This window comes from Rhizobium sp. SRI_017 (genome assembly GCF_057586295.1).
The window spans coordinates 99,796-123,888 of the sequence record NZ_JBYCZP010000003.1; the positions used below are offsets into that span (position 1 = coordinate 99,796).

Consider the following 24,093-nt stretch of genomic DNA (forward strand, 5'->3'; position numbering starts at 1 on the left):
GGCATCTGAAATTACCATCCAAGGATCGAGTTTGGGTCGGCCTTGAACTCCGCGACCTTGCCCGCGAGCCAGTCGGCGAAGATGCGGGCCGGGGGGAAATCCAGCTTGTGGCGCGGGCGGACGAGATAGTAGGCGCTCTCGCTCTCGACCGCCCAGTCGAAGGCGCGCACCAGCCGGCCGCTCATGAGCTCCGGCTCGATCAGGAATTGCGGCATCAGGGCGACGCCAAGGCCGGCGAGGCAGGCCTGGGTGACATTGGAGAACTGCTCGAACACCATGCCCTCGGGGTGATGCCCTGTGACGCCGAGACTGCCGAACCAGTGGCGCCAGGCCCCGGGGCGTGAGGCCATCTCCAGCAGCGGCAGGTCGAGCAGGTCGGCAGCCGCCGTGATCGGATGAGCCATGAGGAACTCGGGCGTGCAGACCGCGACGACCGTCTCGTTCATCAGGAAGCGGCAATCGGCATCCGGCCAGTCCGGCCGACCGATATGGATCGCGGCATCGATATTCTCCGCGCGGAAATCGAACTGGCCGATGCGGGTCGCGAAACTGATGGTGATGCCGGGATTCTTCTGCACGAAATCGGGCATGCGCGGCATCAGCCAGCGTGTACCGAAGGTCGGCAGAATCGCGAGGCGGAGCCGCATCTCCTCATTCGCCGACATAGCTTCGAGCGACAAGCTCCTGATCTTGGACAGTATTTCTGCAACACCTTCGGCATAGGCGCGACCCTTGTCGGTGAGTCGAACGCCGCGCGCCTCGCGCTGGACAAGTGTGACCCCGAGCTGTTCCTCGAGCTGAGCGATCTGGCGGCTGATCGCGCCTTGCGTAAGGTCAAGCAAGGTGGCTGCTGCGGTGAAGCTGCCCGTCCGGGCAACGGCGTCGAAGGCCGCGAGCGCGGCGGTCGAGGGCAACAGGCGGCGGGCGGTGATCTTCATGCGAGCCATGAGTAAAGCTCATGGCTTGATGAGTAAAGATGGTTTGTGATCTCCCGCCGTTTGGGGCATTCTCCACACCATCAAATCCAGGAGTTGATCATGGCCGCCGCATCCTTTGTCTGGGACGATCCCTTTCTCATCGAAGACCAGTTGAGCGAAGACGAGCGGATGATCCGCGACTCCGCCAAGGCGTTTGCCGAAGCTGAATTGCTGCCGCGCATCGAGGAAGCCTATCTCGAAGAGACCACCGACCCCGGCCTCTTCAAGCTGATGGGCAATGCGGGTCTGCTTGGCGTAACCATCCCGGAAGAGTTCGGCGCAGCCGGCGCCAATTACGTGGCCTACGGCCTCGTCGCCCGTGAGGTCGAGCGCATCGACTCCGGCTATCGCTCGATGATGTCAGTACAGTCCTCGCTGGTCATGTATCCGATCCATGCCTATGGCTCGCCCGAGCAGCACAAGAAATACCTGCCGGGCCTCGTCTCCGGTGACCTGATCGGCTGCTTCGGCCTGACCGAGCCGGATGCCGGCTCCGACCCCGGCGGCATGAAGACCCGCGCAGAAAAGATCGCCGGCGGCTACCGCCTGCGTGGCGCCAAGATGTGGATTTCCAACGCGCCGATCGCCGATGTCTTCGTCGTCTGGGCCAAGTCCGAGGCGCACAACAACGAGATCCGCGGCTTCATCCTCGAAAAGGGCATGAAAGGCCTCTCCGCCCCGAAGATCGGCGGCAAGCTGTCTCTGCGCGCTTCGATCACCGGCGAAGTGGTGATGGAAGGCGTCGAGGTCGGCGAAGATGCGCTTCTGCCCAACGTGTCCGGCCTCAAGGGCCCGTTCGGCTGCCTCAACCGCGCCCGCTACGGCATTTCCTGGGGCGCGATGGGTGCTGCCGAGGATTGCTGGCACCGCGCCCGCCAGTATGGCCTCGACCGCAAGCAGTTCGGCAAGCCGCTCGCCGGCACCCAGCTCTACCAGAAGAAACTCGCCGACATGCAGACCGAGATCGCGCTCGGCCTGCAGGCTTCGCTTCGTGTCGGCCGGCTGATGGACGAGCATCGCTTCGCGCCCGAGATGATCTCGATCGTCAAGCGCAACAATTGCGGCAAGGCGCTCGACATCGCCCGCCAGGCCCGCGACATGCATGGCGGCAACGGCATCCAGATCGGCTACCACGTGATGCGCCACGCGCAGAACCTCGAGACGGTCAACACCTACGAGGGCACGCACGACGTCCATGCGCTGATCCTCGGCCGGGCACAGACCGGCATTCAGGCGTTCTTCTGAGGGCCATCGCGATGATGGTCGTCCTGCGGTTCGCCGCCCTCTATGTGGCCATCGTCTTTGCCTTCGGCTTCGGCCTCGGGGCAGTCCGCACCCTGTTTGTCACCCCGGTCACCGGCGAGCTTGTTGCGGTTCTGATTGAATTGCCGGTGATACTGGTCCTGTCCTGGATCGTCGCGGCCCGGATTTTTCCGGGGCGGGGGCTCACGCCGAGCCAGGGGATCGAGATAGGCCTGACCGCGTTTATGCTGCTGCAGATGGCCGAGAGCCTGCTCTTCGGCGCCTTCGGCCCCTACCGCTATCTCGACAACGTTCTCTATTATCTGGGCGATCTTTCGCCCGCCCGTTTGGCCGGCCTCATCGGCCAGATCCTGTTCGCCGCCATTCCCTTCATCCAGATCGTAAGGTCCCGATCATGACCGCTGACAGCCCGCTTGCCGGCATCAAGGTGCTCGAACTCGCCCGCATCCTGGCCGGCCCGTGGTGTGGCCAGACGCTGGCTGATCTCGGCGCCGACGTGATCAAGGTCGAGAGCCCCGAGGGTGACGATACCCGCAAGTGGGGCCCGCCCTGGATCGAGCGCGAGGGCGAGAAGGCGGCTGCCTATTACCATGCCACCAATCGCGGCAAGCGATCGGTCACTGCCGACTTCACCAAGGACGAGGGCAGGGCGCTGGTGCTCGATCTTGCCCGCGAGGCCGACGTCCTGATCGAGAATTTCAAGGTCGGCGGTTTGAAGAAATACGGCCTCGACTATGAGAGCCTCAAGGCTGTCAATCCGAAGCTGATCTATTGCTCGATCACCGGCTTCGGCCAGGACGGCCCCTATGCGGCGCGCGCCGGCTACGATTTCATGATCCAGGGCATGAGCGGCATCATGGACCTGACAGGCGATCCCGCGGGCGAACCGCAGAAGATCGGCGTCGCCTTCGCCGATATCTTTACCGGCGTCTATTCGGTGGTCGCCATCCAGGCGGCGTTGATTGCGCGGGCACGGACAGGCGAAGGGCAGCATATCGATATGGCGCTGCTCGACTGCATGACCGGCGTCCTGGCCAACCAGGCGATGAATTTCCTCGCCTCCGGCAACGTGCCGAAGCGGCTCGGCAATGCGCATCCCAACATCGCGCCCTACCAGACCTTCGCCGTCGCCGACGGCCATCTGATCGTGGCCTGCGGCAATGACGGTCAGTTCGTGCGGCTGGCCGAGATTCTCGGCCTCGCCGAGATGGCCGCCGATGAGCGCTTCAGGACCAATCCGGCGCGTGTGGCCAACCGGGCGCTGGTGACCGACATGATGGAAGCGAAGACCAAGATATGGCAGCGCGACGATCTGCTCGCCGCGCTGGAGAAGGCCGGCGTACCCGCCGGGCCGATCAATTCGGTCGCCGATGTGTTCGAGGATCCGCAGTTCGCCCATCGTGGCATGAAGATCACGCCGGACGGCGTGCCGGGAATACGGACGCCGATCACCTTTTCGGGGACGCCGCTCGCGCTTGATCGGCCCTCGCCGAAGCTCGGTGAGCATGACGGGGCGAGGTTCGAATAGAGGCGGGCTTGCCGCCTCGAGAAGCCTTTGGCGCGGCGGTCAGGCCGCGGCGGGAATGCGAGCGATCACCTTGATTTCGAAATCGAAGCCGGCCAGCCAATTGACGCCGATCGCTGTCCAGTTCGGATAGGGCTTGCGGGGAAAGATATCCTGTTTGACGGCCATGAGTGTTCCGAATTGGTTTTCCGGATCGGTATGGAAAGTCGTCACATCGACGATGTCATCGAGAGTGCATCCTGCCGCCTCGAGCGTGGCCGTCAGATTCTGGAAGGCTTGGCGCACCTGGCGTTCGAAATCGGGCTCGGGCGTTCCGTCCTCGCGGCTGCCCACCTGCCCGGAGACGAACAGGAGATCGCCGGATCGAATGGCGGCGGAATAGCCATGCGCCTCATAGAGGCTGTGCCGGTTGGCGGGGAAGATTGCCTCGCGCTGGGTCATTTGGTTCTCGCTTTCAAAGAAATGAAGTCTGGAGCTATGCTTCACAGCGTTAGCTCTTTTTGGTATACGACGCGTATCTGAAATAGCGATGCTCAATGCGTATGTCAATTCCAAATACGTGTCGTATCTGAAATTGAGGATTTGATGGTCAAGCCACGCAGTGAATCGATGCGGGAAAACCGCGCCAAGCTCATTTCGGCGGCGCGGAAGGCCTTTGCGGAAAGTGGCTATGCCGAAGCCTCCATGGACGAACTGACGGCGCGCGTCGGATTGACGCGCGGTGCGCTCTACAAGAATTTCGGAGACAAGCGCGGGCTTCTCGCGGCTGTTGTCGAGCAGATCGACACCGAAATGGCGTCCCGCGCCCAGGAAATCGGCGCGCAGGCCGGCGACGGCTGGGAGGCGCTGCTGGCCGAGGGGGCTGCCTATATCGAGATGGCCCTTGACCCTGAGGTTCAGCGGATCGTTCTTCTGGATGGCCCGGCCGTGCTGGGAGATCCGTCGCTCTGGCCGAGCCAGAACAGTTGTCTGCAAGTGACCAGAGGTGCGATCGAGCAACTCATGGAGAAAGGCATACTCAAGCCTCTCGATGCAGAAGCGGCCGCGCGGCTCGTGAGTGGCGCGGCGCTCAATGCTGCGCTTTGGATCGCGGCGAGCGAGAATCCTCAGGCGGTGCTCCCGAAAGCCATTGCGGCTTTCCAAGCCATGGCGGAAGGGCTGCTGCTAGCGGCAGCCCCCAGCCGGTAACGCGTGGCTCACTTGCCCTTCCATACCGGATCGCGCTTCTCCGCGAACGCGCGTGCACCTTCCAGATTGTCCTCGCTGCCGTAGAGAATATCCACGGTCTTGAGCTGGCGCCGCGTGATCTTGTTCATCGTGTCCTGGAACTTGCTGCCCTCGGCCTCGCGCACGACTTCCTTGATCGCGGCATAGACCAGCGGCGGGCCGCTTTCCAGCAGGCGGGCGAGTTCCCAGGCGCGGTCCATCAGCTTGTCGGCGGCGACGATCTCGTTGACGAAGCCCCAGCGATGCGCCTCCTGCGCGTCGAGCCAGCGGCCGGTCAGCAGCATGTCCATGGCGATGTGATAGGGGATGCGCTTGGGCAGCTTGATGGACGCGGCGTCAGCCACCGTGCCGGATCGGATTTCCGGCAGCGCGAAGGTTGCGTGCTCGGCGGCGAGGATCATGTCGGTCGAGAGTGCGATCTCAAGGCCGCCGCCGCAGCAGATGCCGTTGATCGCCGCGATGATCGGCTTGTTCAAATCGCGCAGTTCCTGCATGCCGCCGAAGCCGCCGACGCCGTAATCGCCGTCGACCGCGTCGCCGGCGGCAGCGGCCTTTAGGTCCCAGCCGGGGCAGAAGAATTTCGGGCCGGATCCGGTGATGATGGCGACGCGGAGGCTCTCGTCGTCGCGGAAATCCTGGAAGATCTTGCCCATGATGCGTGATGTGATCAGATCGATCGCATTGGCCTTGGCGCGGTCGATGGTGACTTCGAGAATGCCGCCCTCGCGGCGGGTCTTTATGGGTTCGTCGGACATGGTTGCTCCCTCTGTCTATTTGATTGAGGGATCACCCCTCGCCAACTTCGGCCAAGGGTTCGCGTATCGCTCACCCGGCCTTCGTATCCTCTCCCACAAGGGGAGAGGTAAACTCGCGGCATCGCCTCGCCACAAGCGAGGCTGCAATTGCGGCACCTTTACCTCTCCCCTTGTGGGAGAAGATAGCAAGTCCGCGAGAGGCGAAGCCGATCGCTGGACGCGCTTGGTGAGGGGTAAGCCTCCATCACCTAATCGCGAATTACTTCCGCATCCGCACCAGCGCATCCGCCGCGACCACGCCCTGGCCCTCCGGCAGCACCATCAGCGGATTGATGTCCAGTTCCTCGATATCAGCCGACTTGGCGATCACGAATTCGCCAGCCGCGTAGACGGCATCGACCAGCGCCGAAATGTCGCCCCTGGCCTGACCACGATACCCATTGAGTAGCTTAGTAATCTTTAGCCCGTTGATCGCCTTGCGGATATCCGACTTGGTCGTCGGTAGCGTGATGACGGCGGAATCATCCATCAACTCAACGAGGATGCCGCCTGCGCCGATGGTCAGGACCGGGCCGGCGACGGGGTCGCGCAGCGCGCCGACGATCAGTTCGGCAACCGGCTTGGCCGCCATCTTCTCGACGAGATAACCCTTGGCGACGCCGGACATGGCGGTCGCTGCTTCCAGAACCTCGGCCTCGGAACTGAGGTTGAGCTTCACTGCGCCGGCTTCGGTTTTGTGGGCAACGCCGGAGCCCTTCAGCGCGACCGGGAAGCCAATTGCGGCGGCGGCCTTGGCGGCCTCGCCGGCCGTGGCAACATGACGCCCATCCGGAACCGGCAGGCCGAAGGGTTTTACGACTGCCTTCGATTCATGCTCGCTCAGGGTTACGGCTTCGCCTTCGGATACTGAAGCCTTCAGCAGCGGCGCGGGCGCGGGGGCCGCCCAGGCAACATGGATAGCGTGCGCAGTCTCGGCAGCGACCAGCGCCTCGTCGATGCCCATGAAGGGCGTAACGCCGTTCTCGACCAGCGTGAAGGCGACGTTCTCGGGCAGGTTCTCGCCCATCGAGGCGACGACGCCGGCATTGGCGCCGGTGGCCCTTTTCGCCGCGATGATGGCGTTGACCGTGGTCATCCAGTCGGCCGGGTCGCAGCGGTCGGAGCGGGGGAAGTCTAGGATGACGAGGTTCAGCGCATAGTCGCCCTGCATCATTGTGGTGAAGGCCGTCGTCTGCTTCTCGCCATTGCCCCAAACAAAGGTGTGGTAGTCGAGCGGGTTGGAGAGCGTCACCATCTGCCCGAGCGTCTCGCGCAGCACTGGCAGCTGTTCGGGCTTCAGGTCACGGAAATCGACCTTGCGGCCGACGGCGCTGTCGGCGATCAGCGAAGCCTCGCCGCCGGAGCAGCTCATCGAGGAGAGCGCGTTGGTGGTGAGCGGGCCGGAGACATGCAGCAGTTTTAGCGTTTCAAGCAAGGCAGGCAGCGAGTCGACGCGGCCGATGCCGAGGCGTTCGAGCACCGCACCCGAAACCTTGTCATTGCCGGCGAGCGAGGCGGTGTGGGAGACCGTCGCCTTCTGCGCGGCTTCCGATTTGCCCATCTTGAGCGCGACCACCGGTTTTTTCAGTTCGCGGCCGCGGCGGGCGAGGAGCTCCAGCGTCTCGATGTCGTCGAAGCCTTCGATATGCAAGCCGACGGCGGTAACACGGGGGTCCTCGAGCGCGGCGACGGCCAGCGCCGAGAGGCCAGTCTGGGCCTGGTTGCCGGCAGTCATGAGATAGGCGAGCGGCAGGCCGCGCATCTGCATCGAGATGTTGCAGGCGATGTTGGACGACTGGGTAAGGACCGCGACGCCGCGCTCGGTGCGGATCATGCCGTGCTGGTCGGGCCAAAGGAGCGCGCCGTCGAGCATGTTGATAAAGCCGTAGCAATTCGGGCCAACCACGGCCATGTCGGCGGCGGCCTCGACCAACTGTGCCTGGAGGTCATGGCCGTCGGCGAGCTCGGCGACGGCTTCGGAGAAGCCCGAGGCATAGCAGATCGCACCGCCGGCGCCCTTGTCGCGCAGCTGGCGCATGATCTCGATGGTGAGATTGCGGTTGACGCCAACGAAGGCCGCATCGGGAGCGGCGGGCAGGTCGGCGACGGAGCGGTAGCATTTATAGCCGTGCACCTCGTCCTTGGTCGGATGGACCGGCCAGATCTCGCCGGTATAGCCCATCTTTTTGCACTGCTCGACGACGCGGCCGGCCTCCTTGCCGCCGAATGTGGCGATGGATTTCGGGCGGATCAGGCGGGAGAGGGAATTGGGGGAAAGGGTTTTCATGAAATCCTCGTCGTAATCTCACGTGAGGATTTACCCCTCACCAACTTCGGCCAAGCGATCGCTGCGCTCTCGCGGCCTGCGTATCCTCTCCCACAAGGGGAGAGGTAAACTCGTGGCGCTCTCGGTGCCTCAAGAGGAGGGCGGGAGCGGGGCACCCTACCTCTCCCCTTGTGGGAGAGGATAGCAAGCCCAGCTGAGCCAAAGGCGAAGTCTTGGGCGCGCTTGGTGAGGGGTGAGCTGCACCGCGAATGCACAACCTTTACGCCCCAAACGGCCTTAGCAGATCGCGGCTGATAATGTGCCGCTGGATTTCGCTCGTCCCATCCCAGATCCGCTCCACCCGCGCATCCCGCCAGAATCGGGCAATCGGGAGGTCGTCCATCAAGCCCATGCCGCCGAAAATCTGGATCGCCTCGTCGGTGACGCGGGCGAGCATTTCGGACGCGTAGAGCTTGGCCGAGGCGATTTCGCGGTTCGACGGCTTCTTCTGGTCCAGCAGCCAGGCGCCGTGCAGCGTCAGCCAGTCGGCGGCGTCGATCTCGGTGATCATGTCGGCGAGCTTGAAGGAGACGCCCTGGTTGGCGCCGATCGGCTTGCCGAACTGCTTGCGCTCGGCGGCATAGGGGAGCGCCATATCGAAGACGCGGCGGGCGCGGCCGACGCAATTGGCGGCGACGGTAAGGCGGGTGCCGTAGAGCCAGTCATTGGCGAGGTCAAAGCCTTTGTGTGGCTCGCCGAGGATCTGGGCCGAGGACAGGCGGCAGTCGTCGAAATTGAGGATGCAGTTCTTGTAGCCGCGATGCGAGACCGAATTGTAGCCCTCGCGAATCTCGAAGCCCGGCGTGCCGCGGTCGACAAGGAAGCAGGTGATCAGCTTTTTCGGGCCGCGCGGCGTCTCTTCCTCGCCGGTGGCGATGAAGACGATGACGAAATCGGCAATATTGGCATGGCTGATGAAGTGCTTGGTGCCGTTGACGATCCAGTCCGAGCCGTCCTGGCGGGCAAACGTCTTCATGCCGCGCACATCAGAGCCGGCGCCCGGCTCGGTCATGGCGAGCGCGTCGAACTTCTCGCCCTTGGTCGCAGGGATCAGGTAGCGTTCGCGCTGCTCTTCATTGCAGCCCATCAGGATGCCGGACGGGCGGCCGAAGAAGACGGTGAGCGCCATCGAGCCGCGGCCGAGCTCGCGCTCGACCAGCGCGAAAGTCAGGTGGTCAAGGCCGGCACCGCCGGCATCCTCCGGCATGTTGCAGCCAAAGAAGCCGAGGTCCTTGACCTTTTTCGCGATGTCCTGGCCCATTTCCGGCGGCACGTAGCCGAGGCGTTCGACTTCGTCCTCGAGCGGATAAATCTCCGTTTCGACGAAGCTCCGCACGGTGTTGACGATCATGTCCTGTTCGTCGGTCAATCCGAAATTCATGGAGTTGTCCTCCCATAAGCGTTGTCAATGGAGGGTTGGAACCCCTCATCCGGCGCATGCGCGCCACCTTCTCCCCAAGGGGAGAAGAGGGCGATTGCCGCGCCCTCTCGGCTTGTTGTCGACGTCCGCGATTCCATCCGAGCGCTTAAGGCAGGCTCCCGCTTCTCCCCTTGGGGAGAAGGTGGCCGAAGGCCGGATGAGGGGTTCTCACCCCCGAATAGCTTTAGGCTCTCTTCTGGCCCACAACCCGCCTCGCATTCGCCGGCACAGCCAACCCCGCATGCGCATCCGCCAACGGTTTGAACTTCGCCAGCACTTCCGGCAGCGGCGGCACGGCCTTGCCTTCCTTGGACGACACATGCAGCATCAGGTGCTCGCAGGTCGCCAGAAGCGCGTCGTCGGACGCGCGGTGCAGCCACATGTAGGTGTGGATCTTCTTGCCATCCGAGGGCAGGATCTGCGCCTTCACATAAAGCGTGTCGCCGAGCTTGGCCTCGTCGAGCCACTGATTGTGCGCTTCGACGGTGTAGTAGCTATGACCCGCGGCGACATAGTCCATGTCGACACCGATCAGGCGCAGCAGTGCGTCGGCGGCATCGGCGAAGCACTGGCTGTAGCGGAACTCGGTCATGTGGCCGTTATAGTCGACCCAGGACGGATGGACCTTCGGTTCGAGCAGGCGGAGCGGCTCGGCGCTGGCCTTGGCTTCCGGCTTCGGCGCGTTCTTCCAGAGATGCGCCTCGAATTCGGTGAGCAGCTTGCCGGCGCCCCAGCCCTTGCCGCCGTCAGAGCCCTTCAGCGTCTGCATGATGCCGACAAGGTTCTCGTCGCGGATACGCTCGAGTTCGCGGAAGCCGTAAGCACCCGACTGGGCATCCGACTGGCTGGCGATCTTGTCGACCAGTTCGTCGGTGAGGTCGACGACATCCATCAGCTTGGTCCAGGGCCAGGAGAGGCAGGGACCGAACTGGGCGATGAAGTGGCGCATGCCGGCTTCGCCTCCGGCGATGCGGTAGGTCTCGAACATGCCCATCTGCGCCCAGCGCATGCCGAAGGAATAGCGGATCACGTCGTCGAGCGTTTCGGTGTCGCAGATGTCGTCCTGGATCAGCCACAGGCCTTCGCGCCAGACGGCTTCGAGCAGGCGGTCGCCGACGAAGGCTTCGATTTCCTTCTTGAGGATGACGCCCTTCATGCCGATCGGCGCAAGACGGGCCTTGGCGAGTTCGAGCGTTTCGGGCGAGGTCTTCTCGCCGCCGACGAGTTCGGCGAGCGGCAGCAGATAGACCGGGTTATAGGGGTGCGCCACGAACATGCGCTCGGGATGCTTCATGTCGCGCTGCAGCTCGGTCGGCATGATGCCCGAGGTCGAGGAGCCGATCAGCGCCTTGGGGTCGGCGCTCGCATCGATCTGGGTGATGACACTACGCTTGAGTTCGATGCGCTCCGGCACACTTTCCTGGATCCAGTCGGCGCCGTCGACGGCTTCCTCGACGGTCTTGACGAAAGTCAGCTTGCCCTTCTTGGGCAGCGGCGCCATGGTCAGCAGGCCATAGGCGCGCTCGGCATTGGCCATGACTTCACCGACGATGCGCTCGGCTTCCGGATGCGGGTCGAACATCTTGGTGTCGATGCCGGCAAGCACGAAACGGGCAGCCCAGGCTCCACCGATTACGCCACCGCCGATGCAGGCTGCCTTGTTGATTTTGGTCATTGTTCCACCTTTAGGAATTCTGTGTCGCGCCTGATTGGGCGGCGAATTACCCCTCACCAACTCCGGCCAAGGGTTCGCTTCGCTCTCCCGGCCTTCGTATCCTCTCCCACAAGGGGAGAGGTAAACTCGTGGCTCTCCTCCTGCTACCTCAAGTAAGGCCGAGAGCGTGGCACTCTACCTCTCCCCTTGTGGGAGAGGATAGCAAGTCCGCGAGAGGCGCAGCCGATCGCTGGACGCGCTTGGTGAGGGGTGAGCCCCTTACCGCTTTTTCAGCTTCAGCTTCTCACGCACCTCTGCCGGCCCAATAATTTGGGCGCCCATGCCTTCGACCACCTGGACCGCCTTTTCGACCAATTGCGCATTGGTTGCGAGCTGGCCCTTGCCGACATAGAGATTGTCCTCGAGGCCGACGCGGACATTGCCGCCGCCGAGGATGGCCAGTGCCGGATAGGCCATGGCGTTGCGGCCGATCGAGAAGGCGGAATAGGTCCAGTTGGCGGGCACGTTGTTGACCATCGCCATATAGGTGTTGAGATCGTCAGGGGCGCCCCACGGCACGCCCATGCAGAGCTGGACGAGCACCGGATCCTCGATCAGGCCTTCCTCGACCAGCTGCTTGGCAAACCAGAGATGGCCGGTGTCGAAGGCTTCGATCTCCGGGCGGACGCCGAGGTCCGTCATCTTCTTGGCCATGGCACGCAGCATCGAGGGCGTGTTGGTCATCACATAGTCGCCGAGCGAGAAATTCATGGTGCCGCAATCGAGCGTGCAGATCTCGGGCAGGCATTCGGCGACGTGGGAGACGCGCTCGGTGGCGCCGGCCATGTCGGTGCCGACGGGGTTCAGCGGCAGCGGCTGCTCGACGCCGCCGAAGATCAGGTCTCCGCCCATGCCGGCGGTCAGATTCAGCACCACATCTGTGTCGGACTGGCGGATGCGGTCGGTGACTTCCTTGTAAAGGTCGTTGCGGCGCGACGGAGCACCGGTCTCGGGATCGCGGACATGGCAATGGACGATTGCGGCACCCGCCTTGGCTGCCTCGATCGCGGACTCGGCGATTTCCTTCGGGCTGCGCGGCACGTGGCGCGACTTGCTCGCGGTGTCGCCCGAGCCGGTCACGGCGCAGGTGATGAAGACGTCTCGGTTCATATTGAGCGGCATTGGAATGACCCTCCCTTTGGGAATTGTTGGACCTAGTCTGAGCCAGCCTAGACGAACATGCTTTGCATTTTCGGCAGAATTCTATACATTTTCGGAGGAGACGGAGCGGATCATGTTTGATGCGACAGACCAGACGATCGAAATCGACGTGCTCGCATTTCCCGAAACGACGGTGATCCTGCTGGCTTCGGTGATCGAACCTCTGCGCGCGGCCAACCGCATTGCCGGGCGCACGCTCTATGGGTGGCGGCTGCTGACCCCGGACGGCAAACCGGTGGAAACCACGGCGGGGATCGGCATGCCTGTCGATGGTGCCTTCCTGCCCGGCAACACGCAGAATCCGCTCTTCGTGGTGTCGAGCTACAACTGGCGACGCAACAATACGACAGCACTCAAGATGGCACTCTCGCGTGCGGCGCGTCACCGCTCGATGGTCGCCGGCGTCGAATCGGGCACCTGGCTGCTGGCCGAGGCGAGCCTGCTCGACAATCACAAGGTCACGGTCCACTGGGAGGACCAGGAAGAATTCTCCGCACGCTATCCGCAGATCGACGTGGTCAAGGAACGCTTCGTCATCGACCGCCGGCGCATGACGTCAGGCGGCACACTGCCGACGCTGGACATGATGCTGGAGATCATCCGGCGCCGACAGGGCTATTCGATGGCGCTCGAAGTCTCACGCGCCTTCCTCTACGAGCGCGGCGGCGGGGGCGGCGAGATACGGCCGGCGCCGAGCAGTGTCGGCGTGCTCGACAAGCGGCTATTCCAGGCGGTTCGGCTGATGGAGGAGACGGTCGATCAGCCGCTCTCCATGCAGCAGCTTGCGGGCCGAACCAAGATCAGCGCGCGGCATCTGCAGACGCTGTTCCACAAGAGTTTTGGGGTTTCGCCACATGTGCATTACACCGCGCTCCGGCTGAATGCGGCGCGGCGCAAGGTGATCGAGACCGATGCGTCGCTCGCCGATATCGCGGCGGGTTCTGGTTTCAACTCGGCTTCCGCGTTTTCGCGCGCCTATCGTGCTCAGTTCCAGGAAAGTCCTTCTGAAACACGAGCAAGATGACCGTTGCCGGCGCTCATTCGCGGCCCGCCAGGATCGGGCAGATCATGCCGCAACCGGGTATGCCGGCAAGCAGATAGCGCAGGCTGCAGACGAGCCTTTGGGAGAAACATACGCCCGTCCGGCGCCGGCGCCCGTCTCATCCAGCCGGCGAGCGGATTGCGGCAACGATCCGGCAGAAATCCAGGGATGGGATTGGGTAGCTGTTGCCGCGTCGTAGCGAGAGGTCGCCTTGGGATAGTACAGCTGTTTGAGGATCAGGCGGCCTCGAAAATTCTGCGCCGGCGTTGGTGGCAGGCTGACCCTGGGACGCAACCGGAGATGCCCGATTGCCTCATTCCGACAGGCCGGCCGAGGCCGCGCGCAGGGTGGCGAGAAAGTCGGCCTGCAGGCGCGTCGGCAGCCAATGCCGGCGAAAGGTCAGGCCGACCGAACGGGGCGCGGGCGGCAGCGGGCAGTCCATCAGCGCGAGGAAGCCCGCTTCCAGGTCATAGCGGATCTGATGGGTCGAGAGCAGCGCCAGATGATCCGACTTGAGCAGCACGCCGCGGATGACATTCAGTGAGCCAGTCTCGACGCTTTGCCTTGCCGGCTGGTCTGGCGGAAACGTCGCTGCGATCGTGTCGAAGATCTCACGCGACGGCGTGCCCTGTCGGGCGATGACCCAGGAAAAGGAAGAGAGATCATCCGTGCCAACACTTGCTCGCCCGGTCAGCGGGTGGCCAGCGCGGCCGACGACCTTGAGCTCGTAGTCGAAGAGACGCTCCTGCTCCAGCGTCCGCGACTCGAAGTGCTGCCTGAGCGCGCCGACGAGAAGGTCGATCCGGCCGCGCTCCAGTTCGGAAATCAGCGCGTCATAGCTGCCTTCGAGGATTTCGAACTGCGCGAGCGGATAGCGCGCGGCGAGCTCGGCGACGGCGTCCGGCACGAGAAACGTGCGGGTGAGGGGCAGGGTCCCGATGCTGACCCGGCCCTCGAACCGGTTCAAGCGCTCCATCAGGTCAGCGCGGGCGCTTTCAAATTCGCCGATCGCGAGGTTGAAGGTGCGGGCGGCGTTCTGGCCGGTCGTGGTGAGGCGGATGGTCCGGCCGGTGCCCTCGAACAGGGCGACACCCATAATGGTCTCGGCCTCGCGCGCGGCGCGCTGCACGGCGGGTTCCGATTGGCCCAGCCCACGGGCCGCCGCGCTGAAGCTGCCATGGGCAAGGAACGCGGCGACCGCACGGAGATGCGGCCAGGCGAGCAGGGTATCGAGCTTGCTTGCGAGGCGCGGTGCCGCCGGCGCTTGCCTGACGAATTCGGAAATGCGCCGGAAGCGGACCAGCGCTGCCTCGCCCTCGGGCGTCGGCGTCATGTCGGCGCGAGTGATGAGCGAGGCGCCGAGCGTCGATTCAAGTGCGTGGATGGCTTGCGAGGCGGCAGGCTGTGTAATGCGCAATGCATCCGCTGCCGCCGTCAACGATCCCTTGTCGGCAAAGGCCACGAAGAGCCTGATATGTCGCAGATTGGGTAGCGCTGACGGTTTGGGCATGAAGCTCGCGGTGCTTGAGGGTGATGCCTCAAGCTACCTTAGCGAGCTTCCGGATGGAACCATGCTTGTTCATCCACTCGGCCGACGGATTGATTCCGCCGAGCGGGAAGACGTGAATCTGGTCAATCAGACTGTTCGGGTTCTTCGCCTTGTAATCGGCGAGACCGGCGACGACCTCGGTCGGCTCATAGGGAATCAGAAGCTTGGAGAGGTCCATCGCGCGCTTCTGCAGCACCTTGAGCGAGGGGCCGACGCCGCAGGCGATGGCGAACTTGATCAGCGTCTGCAGCTTGGTCGGGCCGGCAACGCCGACATGGATGGGGATGGTGACGCCCATCGCCTGGATGCGCTCGGCCCATGCTGTCACTGACGTGGCGTCGAAGGCAAATTGCGTCGCAAGCGCGATCTCGGCGTCCGTACGGCTCGCAAAATCCTGCTTCCACATCAGGGCCTGGTCGACGACCTTGGACGAGCCGTCGCGGTCGATGTCCTTGTTGCCTTCCGGGTGGCCGGCAAGGTGGAGGCGCGTAAAGCCCATCTTGTCGAAGAGGCCGGTCTCGATCATGTCCATCGAACTGGTGAACTCGCCGGCCGGCGTCGCGACACCGCCGCCAAGCAGAAGTGCCTGCTTCACGCCGGCTTCGCCCTGATACCGCTTGAGCCAGTCTTCGAGCTCCGCCCTGCCGGCAATGCCGCGCGCGGGAAGATGCGGCATCACTGGGAAGCCTTCGTCGTGAAGACGCTTGGCCGTCGCGACCATGTCCTCGATCGGTGTGCCCTCGATATGGGCGATGTAGACCCGCGTGCCGCTTGGGAGGATGGCGCGGAAATCTTCGATCTTGGCGGCGGTGCGCGGCATCACTTCGATCGACCAGCCTTCGATCATCTCGGAGATCATGGGATCCGGTGTTTCAGCCTTCGGTTTATTGCCAAAATTCAGCAGGGACACCACACACCTCCGTTAGCGAGCTCTGAAATATGTATACATCATGAAGGAGATTTCTGATGAATGCTCGCCAAATTGCGACCAATTTCATATGTAAGCGCAGATTTGCGACATGGCAAGCGTACATTCTCTTGTCGCTTTTGTTGTCCAATAGAAGCGCCGTGGCACCGGCGTGGCGCGTGCCTGGTGGGCTTCTGTAATCTGAGCTTATGGGAGATCAACAGAACCGAATTGCCGCGCGCGGCCCTTCTGCCATAGGCTCACCGCATGGCGTTGTCCGGAATACGGCATGGAGGAGAAAGCGATGGCGGAAAAAGGCTTGGGACAAGTCTGGGAGATCCGTCACCATGGCTGAACCCTGTTTCGACGTTGCCCATCTCGGCCATGTCGAACTCTATTCCGACAAATTCGAAGAGAGCCTGGATTTCTTCACCCGGGTCTATGGCTTGACGGCCAGCAAGGTCGAGGATGGTGTAGCCTATCTGCGCGCCTTCGACGATTACGAGTTTCATACGCTCAAGCTGACACGTCACCACACCACGGGTGTTGGCCATGTCGCATATCGCACGTCTTCGCCCGAGGCCCTGGAGCGTCGAGTGAAAGTGATCGAGGCCATGGGCTGCGGCATCGGCTGGGTGGATGGCGACGAGGGCCATGGCCGGGCCTATCGCTTCACCGATCCGGACAATCACATTTTCGAGCTCTATTACGACACGCGGGTCTACGAGGCGCCGGCTGAGGAGAGACCGAAGCTCAAGAATATCGCCCAGCGCTATCATGGCCGCGGCGCGTGCCCGCGCCGCATCGATCACCTCAACCTGCTCGCGCTCGATGTCAGCAAGATCAGGGACTTCATGATCCGAGCGCTCGGCAGCCGGGTGACCGAGCAGATTCAGCTCGACAATGGCCGCCTCGGCGGCTGCTGGTTCACGGTCAACAACAAGAGCTACGACATTGCCTATACCGAGGATCATTCCGGCACTCAGGGCCGCTTCCATCACGTGACCTATGCCGTCGATCAGCGCGAGGATATCCTGCGCGCGGCCGACATTTTCCTCGAAAATGGCGTCCATATCGAGACCGGGCCGCACAAGCATGCGATCCAGGGTACGTTCTTCCTCTATGTCTGGGAGCCGGCGGGCAACCGGGTGGAACTGGCCAATTCCGGCGCACGGCTGATACTGCGGCCCGACTGGCCGACGGTGACCTGGACCGAGACCGAACGAAAGAAGGGGCAGGCCTGGGGTCTCAAGACGATCGAGACCTTCCACACCCATGGAACGCCCCCCGCTGCGAAGAAGGATTGAATCCATGGCGAAAACGGCTCTCGTCATCAGCGCGCATTCGGCCGACTTCGTCTGGCGCTGCGCCGGTGCGATCGCGCTTCATGCCGAGAAGGGCTACGAAGTCACCGTCGTCTGCCTGTCGTATGGCGAGCGCGGCGAAAGCGCCAAGCTGTGGAAGCTGCCCGACATGACGCTGGAGAAGGTCAAGAGCTCGCGCCGGGCAGAGGCGGAGAAGGCGGCAGCCGCACTCGGCGTGCACGACATCCAGTTCTTCGACCTCGGCGACTATCCGCTCGAAGTCGACCGCGACGCGAAATACCGACTGGTCGATGTGATCCGCAAGGTTCAGCCGGAATTCATGCTGAGCCATTCGAAATGGGATCCTTACAACACCGACCATATGTATGCGACGCAGGTGGCGCTTGAAGCGCGCATGATCGCCCAGGCCTGGGGGCATAATCCTGGTGAAAAGATTCTTGGCGCGCCGCAGCTCTATCTTTTCGAACCGCACCAGACCGAGCAGATGGAATGGAAACCGGACGTTTTCCTCGACATTTCCGCGGTCTGGGAGAAGAAATGGGCGGCGATCCAGGCGATGGAGGGGCAGGAACACCTCTGGCACTACTATGCCAACGTCGCGGAGAACCGCGGCAATCATTTCATGCGCAACTCCGGAGGCCAGTCGGGCGGGCGCAAGTCCACGCATGCCGAGGGCTTCCAGTCAGTTTTCCCCAGAACCGTGGATGAACTCTGATGGGCGTAGTCGTCCAGAACATCGCCCGGGCAGACCGAGATGTCATCGACCGTCTCGCCGCCTGCGGCGTGGCCACTGTTCACGAAGCACAGGGACGGAAGGGCCTGCTCGCGAGCTATATGCGGCCGATCTATCCTGGTGCGCGGATCGCGGCGAGCGCCGTCACGATCTCGGCGCCGCCGGGTGACAACTGGATGGTGCATGTGGCGATCGAGCAGCTGGAGGACGGCGACATCCTGTTGCTCGCGCCGACCAGTCCTTGCGAGGACGGCTATTTCGGCGATTTGCTAGCGACCTCCGCGATGGCAAGAGGCTGCCGCGGGTTGATCATAGATGCCGGCGTGCGGGACGTCGCCGATCTCACGGCGATGAAGTTCCCCGTTTGGTCGAAGGCGATCTTCGCACAGGGCACCGTCAAGGAGACACTTGGCTCGGTCAACATCCCCGTTGTCTGTGCTGGCGCTCTCGTCAATCCAGGCGATGTAATTGTAGCCGATGACGACGGTGTCTGCGTGATCAGGCGCGAGGAGGCAGAAGACGTTGCCATCCAGGCCGAAGCGCGTGTCGCCGCCGAGGAGGCGAAACGCAAGCGGCTGGCGGCCGGCGAACTCGGCCTCGATATCTACGACATGCGCAGGCGTCTCGCCGAGAAAGGGCTGAAATATGTCTGACGGCGGGCTCGTCGGTCCGGAGGATGGCGTGCGCTGCATGTGGATGCGCGGCGGCACCTCCAAGGGCGGCTTTTTCCTCGCCGAAGAGCTACCGGTGGATCGCGACGCCTTTCTCCTGCGGGTGATGGGCTCGCCCGATTCGCGCCAGATCGATGGCATGGGCGGTGCCAACCCGCTGACGTCCAAGGTGGCGGTGGTGAAGCGCTCGTCACGGCCGGATGCCGATGTCGACTATCTTTTCCTTCAGGTCTTCGTGGACAAACCCATCGTCACCGACGCGCAGAACTGCGGCAATATCCTCGCCGGGGTCGGCCCCTTCGCCATCGAACGCGGCCTCGTCCCGGCCGAAGCCGGCGAGACCGAAGTGCGGATTTTCATGGAGAATACCGAGCAGTTGGCGACCGCGCGCGTTTCGACACCGGGCGGCAATGTGACCTATTTGGGCGATGCGCGGATCGATGGCGTTCCGGGCACCGCGGCGCCGGTGCCGATCACCTTTGCCGACACGGCAGGTTCGAGCTGCGGCGCGCTGCTGCCGACGGGCAACGCTGTCGATATCATCGACGGCGTCGAATGCACCCTTATCGATAACGGCATGCCATGCGTGGTGATGCGTGCGATCGATCTCGGCATTGCCGGCGCCGAGATGCCGGAGGCTCTCGAAGCCAATGACGATCTGCGGGTAAAGCTCGAAGCGATCCGGCTGAAGGCCGGACCGTTGATGAATCTCGGCGACGTCGCGGCCAAATCCATCCCGAAGATGACGATGGTGTCAAAGCCCATGTCCGATGGTGCGATCTCCACCCGTACCTTCATTCCGCACAAATGCCATGATGCGATCGGGGTGCTGGGCGCCGTCAGCGTCGCTACCGCCTGCCTGCTGGCGGCTGGTCCGGCAGCAGATATTGCCGTGATTCCTGATGGCGATGAAAAGCTGATCTCGGTCGAGCATCCAACCGGCGAGATGAGTGTCATCGCGACGATGCGCGACGGGCAGGTGACCAATGCCGCCGTCCTCCGGACCGCGCGCAAACTCTTCGATGGCCGGGTCTTCGGGTGAGGTGCGGGATGAGGATCGGCTTCCTCGGCTATGGCGAAGCAGGGAGGGCCTTTCATGAAAGCCTGGCACGGGATGGCTTGACCTTCGTCGCCTATGACATCAAGCTTTCCGACAATGCCAGCGGCATGCGCCAAGCCATGCTTGAGCGCGGTGCCAATCCTTGCTCTTCCATAGCTGGGCTGGCGGATGCGGATTGGGTCTTCAGCGCCGTGACCGCCGACCAGAGCCTGCGCGCCATCGAACCGCTTCTGCCGCATCTCCGACAGGGGCAGGTGGTTATCGACATCAACTCGGTCTCCCCGGACCGCAAGCGTGAGACATCGGCTCGTATCGAAGAGGCTGGCGCGCTCTATCTCGACATGGCGGTCATGGCGCCGGTGCATCCGCGCAAGCATCGGACGCCGATCCTGCTGGCTGGACCGGATGCCGAACGATTGCTGCCTGACCTTCTCGAACTCGGATTTTCCGGCTCGGTTGCCGGCGACCGGCCGGGTGCGGCGACGGCAGTCAAGATGGTGCGCTCCCTCTTCGTGAAAGGACTGGAGGCGATCACCGTCGAGACGCTCCTGGCTGCTGAGGCCTCGGGCTGCTTTGACGAGATCCTTGCGTCGATCTCCGGCTCGTTCCCCGGCCTCGATTGGCCGCGCTTTGCCGAATACCAGTTTGATCGAACGACGACCCATGGCCGAAGGCGGGCGGCGGAGATGCGGGAGAGCGCCGCTACCCTTGAGGCACTCGGCCTGTACGGTCCGCTTGCGCATGCCATCGCCGATGTTCAGGAGATCATGGGCGCGAGCGGCCACGCGACGGGCGAAGGTCTCCGTGCCATTGTGGGCGCGGCGCTGGCCAAACGCCTCGGTTGATCCCGAAATGTATACATGGCAATCAACTTCCGGGAAGGACTCGCTTTGTCGCGAGCACTTCCTTGTTGCCTGATAGCGGCATATAATCGTTTTAAAGCGCCGTCGAATGCGAGTCTCGTCGGTGCCGGGCCGGGCAATTGGCCACGAAGGGGGATGGCATGAAGCAGACCGAAGCCGCGACGCACGGCCGCCGGGCAGTGATCGAGCTCCGAGAGAAGATCCTGAGCGGGGAGTTGCAGGGCGGGCTGAGGCTCTTCGAAGTGCCCATCGCCGAACTCCTCGATATCTCCCGCACGCCGGTTCGAGAGGCCTTGTCCAGGCTCACGGAAGAGGGGCTACTCGATCGCCTGCCGAGCGGGGGATTCGTTGTTCGCCGGTTTGGCTTTGCCGATGTCATCGATGCCATCGAGCTGCGCGGCGTGATGGAGGGTATGGCAGCACGGCTGGCGGCCGAGCGTGGCGCGTCGCCGGAGGCTCTTGAAAAGATTAGAAAAACCGTTTCGCAGCTGGATCTCTGTTTTGGCGAACGGCTCGATGATGTCGACTTCGACACCTATTCCGAACTCAATGAAAATTTCCATCACCAGCTCGCGGCGCTCTGCGGCAGCGACATGATCCGGCGGGAGGTGGAGCGCGCCGGTTCGCTCCCTTTCGCTTCCCCCTCGGCCTTCCTGCCTGACAAGGCCGACATTGCCACTTTCCGCCGCTCCCTGCGCGGCGCGCAGGAGCAGCACCGGGCAATGGTGGCGGCGATCGCTGCCCGGGAAGGCACGCGGGCGGAAGCCATCGCCCGTGAGCATGCCCGGACGGCGCGGCGCAATCTTGAATACATGATGAGCGAAGACCCGGATCTGATCACCAAGGTGCGCAGCCTGGCGTTGATCCGCAGCTGATTCCCCAAAAAAGTCCAGAATTCGGCGGGATGGCGACGCGCTATCCCGCCTTTCTTTTGCCTGCAGCAGGCCGGCGAGTCGGGACTTTGCTCTTGCATTTCCTCAAAAGATGGTGCCATATGTATACATTGAATGAGGAGCCAGGGAGGAATACACAATGGCAAATTCCAGTTTGACCGAGGTTTTGAAGCAGTATCCCAATCCTGTGGAGATGCTGCGCAATTCCAAAATCGGCATGTATGTATACCCGGTCGTCGCCGGTGAGTTCACCAATTGGCGGTCCGAACAGGCCGCCTGGCGCGATTCCGCCGTGCTTTTTGACCAGTCACATCACATGGATGAACTGATCGTCGAAGGGCCGGATGCGGAGAAGTTCCTGGCCTATCACGGGATCAATTCGTTCTCGAATTTCGACCTGAACCGCGCCAAGCATTTCGTGCCGGTGACGCCCAACGGTCATGTCATCGGCGACCACATCATCTTCCGCGAGCGTCAGGACAAGTTCATCCTCGTCGGCCGTGCGCCGACATCGAGCTGGCTGCAGTTCTGCGCTGCTTATGGCAAGTGGAATGTACGCATCAAGCACGACCCGCGGTCGCCGTCACGGCCGGAAGGCGAGCGGGTGATCCGCACGCATTACCGCTATCAGATCCAGGGCCCGGATGCGCCGAAGATCTTCGAGAAGATGAATGGCGGCCCAATCCCCGAGATCAAGTTCTTCCATGTTGACTGGATCAATGTCGGTTCCAAGAAGGTGCAGGCGCTACGTCACGGCATGTCCGGCGCGCCGGGCCTGGAAATCTGGGGTCCATACGAGGACAAGAGCTACATCCTGTCCTGCATTCTCGAGGCGGCGAAGGACGCCGGTGTCAATCTCGTCCGTTGCGGCAGCCGAGCCTATTCGACCAACACGCTGGAATCCGGCTGGATCCCGTCGCCGCTGCCCGGCATCTATAGTGGCGACGGCATGCTTGCGGCCTATCGCGACTGGCTGGGCGCCGACAGCTATGAGGCGATCGGTGCGATCGGCGGATCTTACGTGTCCGACAATATCGAGGACTATTACGTCAATCCGTTCGAGCTCGGCTACGACTTCTATATCGGCTGGAAGAAGGACGATTTCGTCGGCAAGGCAGCGCTCGAAAAGATGAAGGGGCAGACGCACCGCAAGAAGGTGACGTTTGAGTGGAATGCCGAAGATGTCGTCGACGTCATCGCCTCGGCCTTCCGCCCGGGCGAGGATCACTACAAGTGGATCGACTTCCCGCAGCCCAACTATGCCTCGACCAGCGCCGACATGATCCTCAAGGGCGGTAAGCAAGTCGGCATGTCGATGTTCAATGGCTATTCCTACAACGAGCGCTGCTTGCTCTCGCTGGGAATCGTCAATCACGACATCCAGGTCGGCGACGTTCTCACGCTGGTCTGGGGTGAACCGAACGGCGGCTCCGGCAAAACCTCGACCGAGCGTCACAAGCAGAAGGAAATCCGGGTCCGGGTGTCGCCAACGCCCTATGCAGCGGAAGCCCGTGCAAACTACGCCGACAGCTGGCGGACCAAGAAAGCGTCTTGAGGTCGCCCCGGAACGACTGAGCGGCAATGGGACGGCGCCCTAGGGGGCGCCGTTCTTCTTTGTCCGCGCAAATGCATCGACGACGGTCAGAAGCTGTTCCGGTTATTACTCCTGGGATCGTCGGTCACGCGATGCAGTGTATAGATGTCCGAGCGTGCCAGCCGTCGCCATGGGCGCGCCGGATGGTCGGGGTCATTCGCGGTGACCGTCGCCGCGGCTATGGAGGGAGTGCCGTCATCGGCGCATTGAGCGGCCCAACGCCCATCGGGCGCGGCTATGCCGGAGGGTGCAACAGTACTTTGCGGAGCATGGGCGGAGAAGCTTACCCAGTATGAATTGCTTGCGGCGTGCCCCACGGCCTCGGCAAAGAAGGTGAGTGCATTCGGCTGCAGTTCTCCGGTGGTCGAAAACAGCACGCAATCGACGTCGAGCGCCTCATACTCAATGAATATCTCCGGATAGTGTGTCTCCATGCCGAGCGCGCAGCCGAAGCGGAGTCCATCCACAACGAACGTGACGGGTCCCGTGCCGGGGGCGTACATGAACGAGATCTTGGTATGCGACAACATCCGCTCGTCATAGCGCGTTGCCAGCTCGCCTTTGTCGGAGATGACGTAAAGGCTGTTGTGAGGCCGATGTGGTGGGTTCAGCCGATGCTGGCAGCCGATAACAACCCACAGCCCGAGTTGACGAGCGAGCCGGCTAACGCTTATCAGCTCGTCGTGGAGAACCTGCCAGTCAGCCCGCGTCCAATCAGAGGGCCCGATCTCCCGGGGGCCGCTGGCAGACATTATTCGTTTGCCAGGTGAGCAAATGGCTCCTTCGGGAAAATGGATAAGCCGCGCCCCTGTCTTTTCGGCCTGGCGCATCAGGCCTCGCACTTCGGCACTGGCGGCACGCAACTGGTCGGCGTCGCTTGGGTCGTCCCGCAGGGATACTTGCGCGACGGCCAGCTTCACCGAAGGGGCAGTGACTGGGGGTTCATCGGAAAGCGTCTGGCGAATGTAGCGGAGGGCCGTTGTGTAGGATTCGCCGGTTTTCGCGGCACGGGCGCGCACGCGGCGTTTGAGATTTCGATTTTGCGTCAT

At 62.8% G+C, this 24,093-nt stretch carries 22 protein-coding genes; 12 read left to right on the forward strand and 10 right to left on the reverse strand.

From position 1 onward, the window contains the following. Positions 1-11: 11 nt before the first annotated feature. On the reverse strand, positions 12-938 hold the full coding sequence (locus AC2YI2_RS08220) for a LysR family transcriptional regulator (RefSeq protein WP_487386349.1): 927 nt from the start codon (positions 936-938) through the stop codon (positions 12-14). Between the two features lie 99 nt (positions 939-1,037). On the opposite strand from AC2YI2_RS08220, the gene AC2YI2_RS08225 reads away from it, so the two are divergent. From AC2YI2_RS08225 to AC2YI2_RS08235, 3 genes are read left to right on the forward strand one after another with little or no spacing between them, the layout of a single operon-like run. After that, positions 1,038-2,222 carry an acyl-CoA dehydrogenase gene (locus AC2YI2_RS08225; protein ID WP_487385974.1) on the forward strand — a complete coding sequence of 395 codons (1,185 nt, stop codon included), beginning with the start codon at positions 1,038-1,040 and terminating at the stop codon, positions 2,220-2,222. Positions 2,223-2,233: 11 nt separating this feature from the next. Beyond that, a complete protein-coding gene (locus tag AC2YI2_RS08230) occupies positions 2,234-2,638 on the forward strand; it encodes a hypothetical protein (RefSeq protein WP_487385975.1) in 405 nt (134 codons plus the stop codon). Then, positions 2,635-3,768, forward strand: coding sequence for a CaiB/BaiF CoA transferase family protein (locus AC2YI2_RS08235; RefSeq protein ID WP_487385976.1), 1,134 nt, complete (start codon positions 2,635-2,637; stop codon positions 3,766-3,768). The genes AC2YI2_RS08230 and AC2YI2_RS08235 overlap by 4 nt, the downstream gene beginning before the upstream one ends. A gap of 39 nt (positions 3,769-3,807) precedes the next feature. On the opposite strand, the gene AC2YI2_RS08240 is transcribed toward AC2YI2_RS08235, so the two are convergent. Continuing rightward, the gene (locus AC2YI2_RS08240; protein WP_487385977.1) at positions 3,808-4,206 is read right to left on the reverse strand and encodes a RidA family protein; all 399 of its coding nucleotides are present in this window, start codon (positions 4,204-4,206) and stop codon (positions 3,808-3,810) included. Between the two features lie 144 nt (positions 4,207-4,350). Here AC2YI2_RS08240 and AC2YI2_RS08245 point away from each other — a divergent pair, with 144 nt between their 5' ends. Then, entirely contained in the window at positions 4,351-4,953 is a 603-nt protein-coding gene (locus AC2YI2_RS08245; protein WP_487385978.1) for a TetR/AcrR family transcriptional regulator, read from the forward strand. A gap of 8 nt (positions 4,954-4,961) precedes the next feature. On the opposite strand, the gene AC2YI2_RS08250 is transcribed toward AC2YI2_RS08245, so the two are convergent. The 5 genes from AC2YI2_RS08250 to bcoG all read right to left on the reverse strand — a co-directional run bounded on the left by AC2YI2_RS08250 (position 4,962) and on the right by bcoG (position 12,368). Next, positions 4,962-5,747, reverse strand: coding sequence for a carnitinyl-CoA dehydratase (locus AC2YI2_RS08250; protein WP_487385979.1), 786 nt, complete (start codon positions 5,745-5,747; stop codon positions 4,962-4,964). Positions 5,748-6,006: 259 nt separating this feature from the next. Beyond that, positions 6,007-8,073: an acetate--CoA ligase family protein gene (locus tag AC2YI2_RS08255; RefSeq protein WP_487385980.1), complete on the reverse strand. Its 2,067-nt coding sequence runs from the start codon at positions 8,071-8,073 to the stop codon at positions 6,007-6,009. Positions 8,074-8,332: 259 nt separating this feature from the next. Then, positions 8,333-9,493 carry an acyl-CoA dehydrogenase family protein gene (locus AC2YI2_RS08260; RefSeq protein WP_487385981.1) on the reverse strand — a complete coding sequence of 387 codons (1,161 nt, stop codon included), beginning with the start codon at positions 9,491-9,493 and terminating at the stop codon, positions 8,333-8,335. Between the two features lie 223 nt (positions 9,494-9,716). Beyond that, positions 9,717-11,207 carry a carnitine 3-dehydrogenase gene (locus AC2YI2_RS08265; protein WP_487385982.1) on the reverse strand — a complete coding sequence of 497 codons (1,491 nt, stop codon included), beginning with the start codon at positions 11,205-11,207 and terminating at the stop codon, positions 9,717-9,719. 258 nt (positions 11,208-11,465) lie between these two features. After that, the gene (gene bcoG / locus AC2YI2_RS08270) at positions 11,466-12,368 is read right to left on the reverse strand and encodes a 3-dehydrocarnitine:acetyl-CoA trimethylamine transferase BcoG (RefSeq protein ID WP_487385983.1); all 903 of its coding nucleotides are present in this window, start codon (positions 12,366-12,368) and stop codon (positions 11,466-11,468) included. Positions 12,369-12,480: 112 nt separating this feature from the next. On the opposite strand from bcoG, the gene AC2YI2_RS08275 reads away from it, so the two are divergent. After that, positions 12,481-13,431 carry a GlxA family transcriptional regulator gene (locus AC2YI2_RS08275; protein ID WP_487385984.1) on the forward strand — a complete coding sequence of 317 codons (951 nt, stop codon included), beginning with the start codon at positions 12,481-12,483 and terminating at the stop codon, positions 13,429-13,431. Positions 13,432-13,762: 331 nt separating this feature from the next. On the opposite strand, the gene AC2YI2_RS08280 is transcribed toward AC2YI2_RS08275, so the two are convergent. Further along, positions 13,763-14,959 carry a LysR family transcriptional regulator gene (locus AC2YI2_RS08280; RefSeq protein ID WP_487385985.1) on the reverse strand — a complete coding sequence of 399 codons (1,197 nt, stop codon included), beginning with the start codon at positions 14,957-14,959 and terminating at the stop codon, positions 13,763-13,765. Between the two features lie 28 nt (positions 14,960-14,987). Further along, the gene (locus AC2YI2_RS08285; RefSeq protein WP_487385986.1) at positions 14,988-15,908 is read right to left on the reverse strand and encodes a methylenetetrahydrofolate reductase; all 921 of its coding nucleotides are present in this window, start codon (positions 15,906-15,908) and stop codon (positions 14,988-14,990) included. 344 nt (positions 15,909-16,252) lie between these two features. On the opposite strand from AC2YI2_RS08285, the gene AC2YI2_RS08290 reads away from it, so the two are divergent. The 7 genes from AC2YI2_RS08290 (at position 16,253) to ligM (ending at position 23,005) form a co-directional block, all read left to right on the forward strand. Continuing rightward, a complete protein-coding gene (locus AC2YI2_RS08290) occupies positions 16,253-17,212 on the forward strand; it encodes a VOC family protein (protein WP_487385987.1) in 960 nt (319 codons plus the stop codon). 4 nt (positions 17,213-17,216) lie between these two features. Next, positions 17,217-17,945 carry a PIG-L deacetylase family protein gene (locus AC2YI2_RS08295; RefSeq protein WP_487385988.1) on the forward strand — a complete coding sequence of 243 codons (729 nt, stop codon included), beginning with the start codon at positions 17,217-17,219 and terminating at the stop codon, positions 17,943-17,945. Beyond that, positions 17,945-18,616, forward strand: a complete 672-nt coding sequence (locus AC2YI2_RS08300) for a 4-carboxy-4-hydroxy-2-oxoadipate aldolase/oxaloacetate decarboxylase (RefSeq protein WP_487385989.1) — start codon at positions 17,945-17,947, stop codon at positions 18,614-18,616. Before AC2YI2_RS08295 ends, AC2YI2_RS08300 begins: the two co-directional genes overlap by 1 nt. Then, positions 18,609-19,676, forward strand: a complete 1,068-nt coding sequence (locus AC2YI2_RS08305; RefSeq protein ID WP_487385990.1) for a 4-oxalomesaconate tautomerase — start codon at positions 18,609-18,611, stop codon at positions 19,674-19,676. The genes AC2YI2_RS08300 and AC2YI2_RS08305 overlap by 8 nt, the downstream gene beginning before the upstream one ends. Before the next feature lie 8 nt (positions 19,677-19,684). Beyond that, entirely contained in the window at positions 19,685-20,539 is an 855-nt protein-coding gene (locus tag AC2YI2_RS08310) for a DUF1932 domain-containing protein (RefSeq protein WP_487385991.1), read from the forward strand. Positions 20,540-20,697: 158 nt separating this feature from the next. Then, positions 20,698-21,432, forward strand: a complete 735-nt coding sequence (locus AC2YI2_RS08315) for a GntR family transcriptional regulator (protein WP_487385992.1) — start codon at positions 20,698-20,700, stop codon at positions 21,430-21,432. A 157-nt stretch (positions 21,433-21,589) separates the two neighbouring features. Next, positions 21,590-23,005 (forward strand): vanillate/3-O-methylgallate O-demethylase, encoded by a 1,416-nt coding sequence (gene ligM / locus AC2YI2_RS08320; RefSeq protein WP_487385993.1) that lies wholly within the window; start codon positions 21,590-21,592, stop codon positions 23,003-23,005. A gap of 86 nt (positions 23,006-23,091) precedes the next feature. Here the strand turns inward: ligM and AC2YI2_RS08325 are convergent, their stop codons facing one another. Beyond that, positions 23,092-24,093 (reverse strand): carbon-nitrogen hydrolase family protein, encoded by a 1,002-nt coding sequence (locus AC2YI2_RS08325; RefSeq protein ID WP_487385994.1) that lies wholly within the window; start codon positions 24,091-24,093, stop codon positions 23,092-23,094.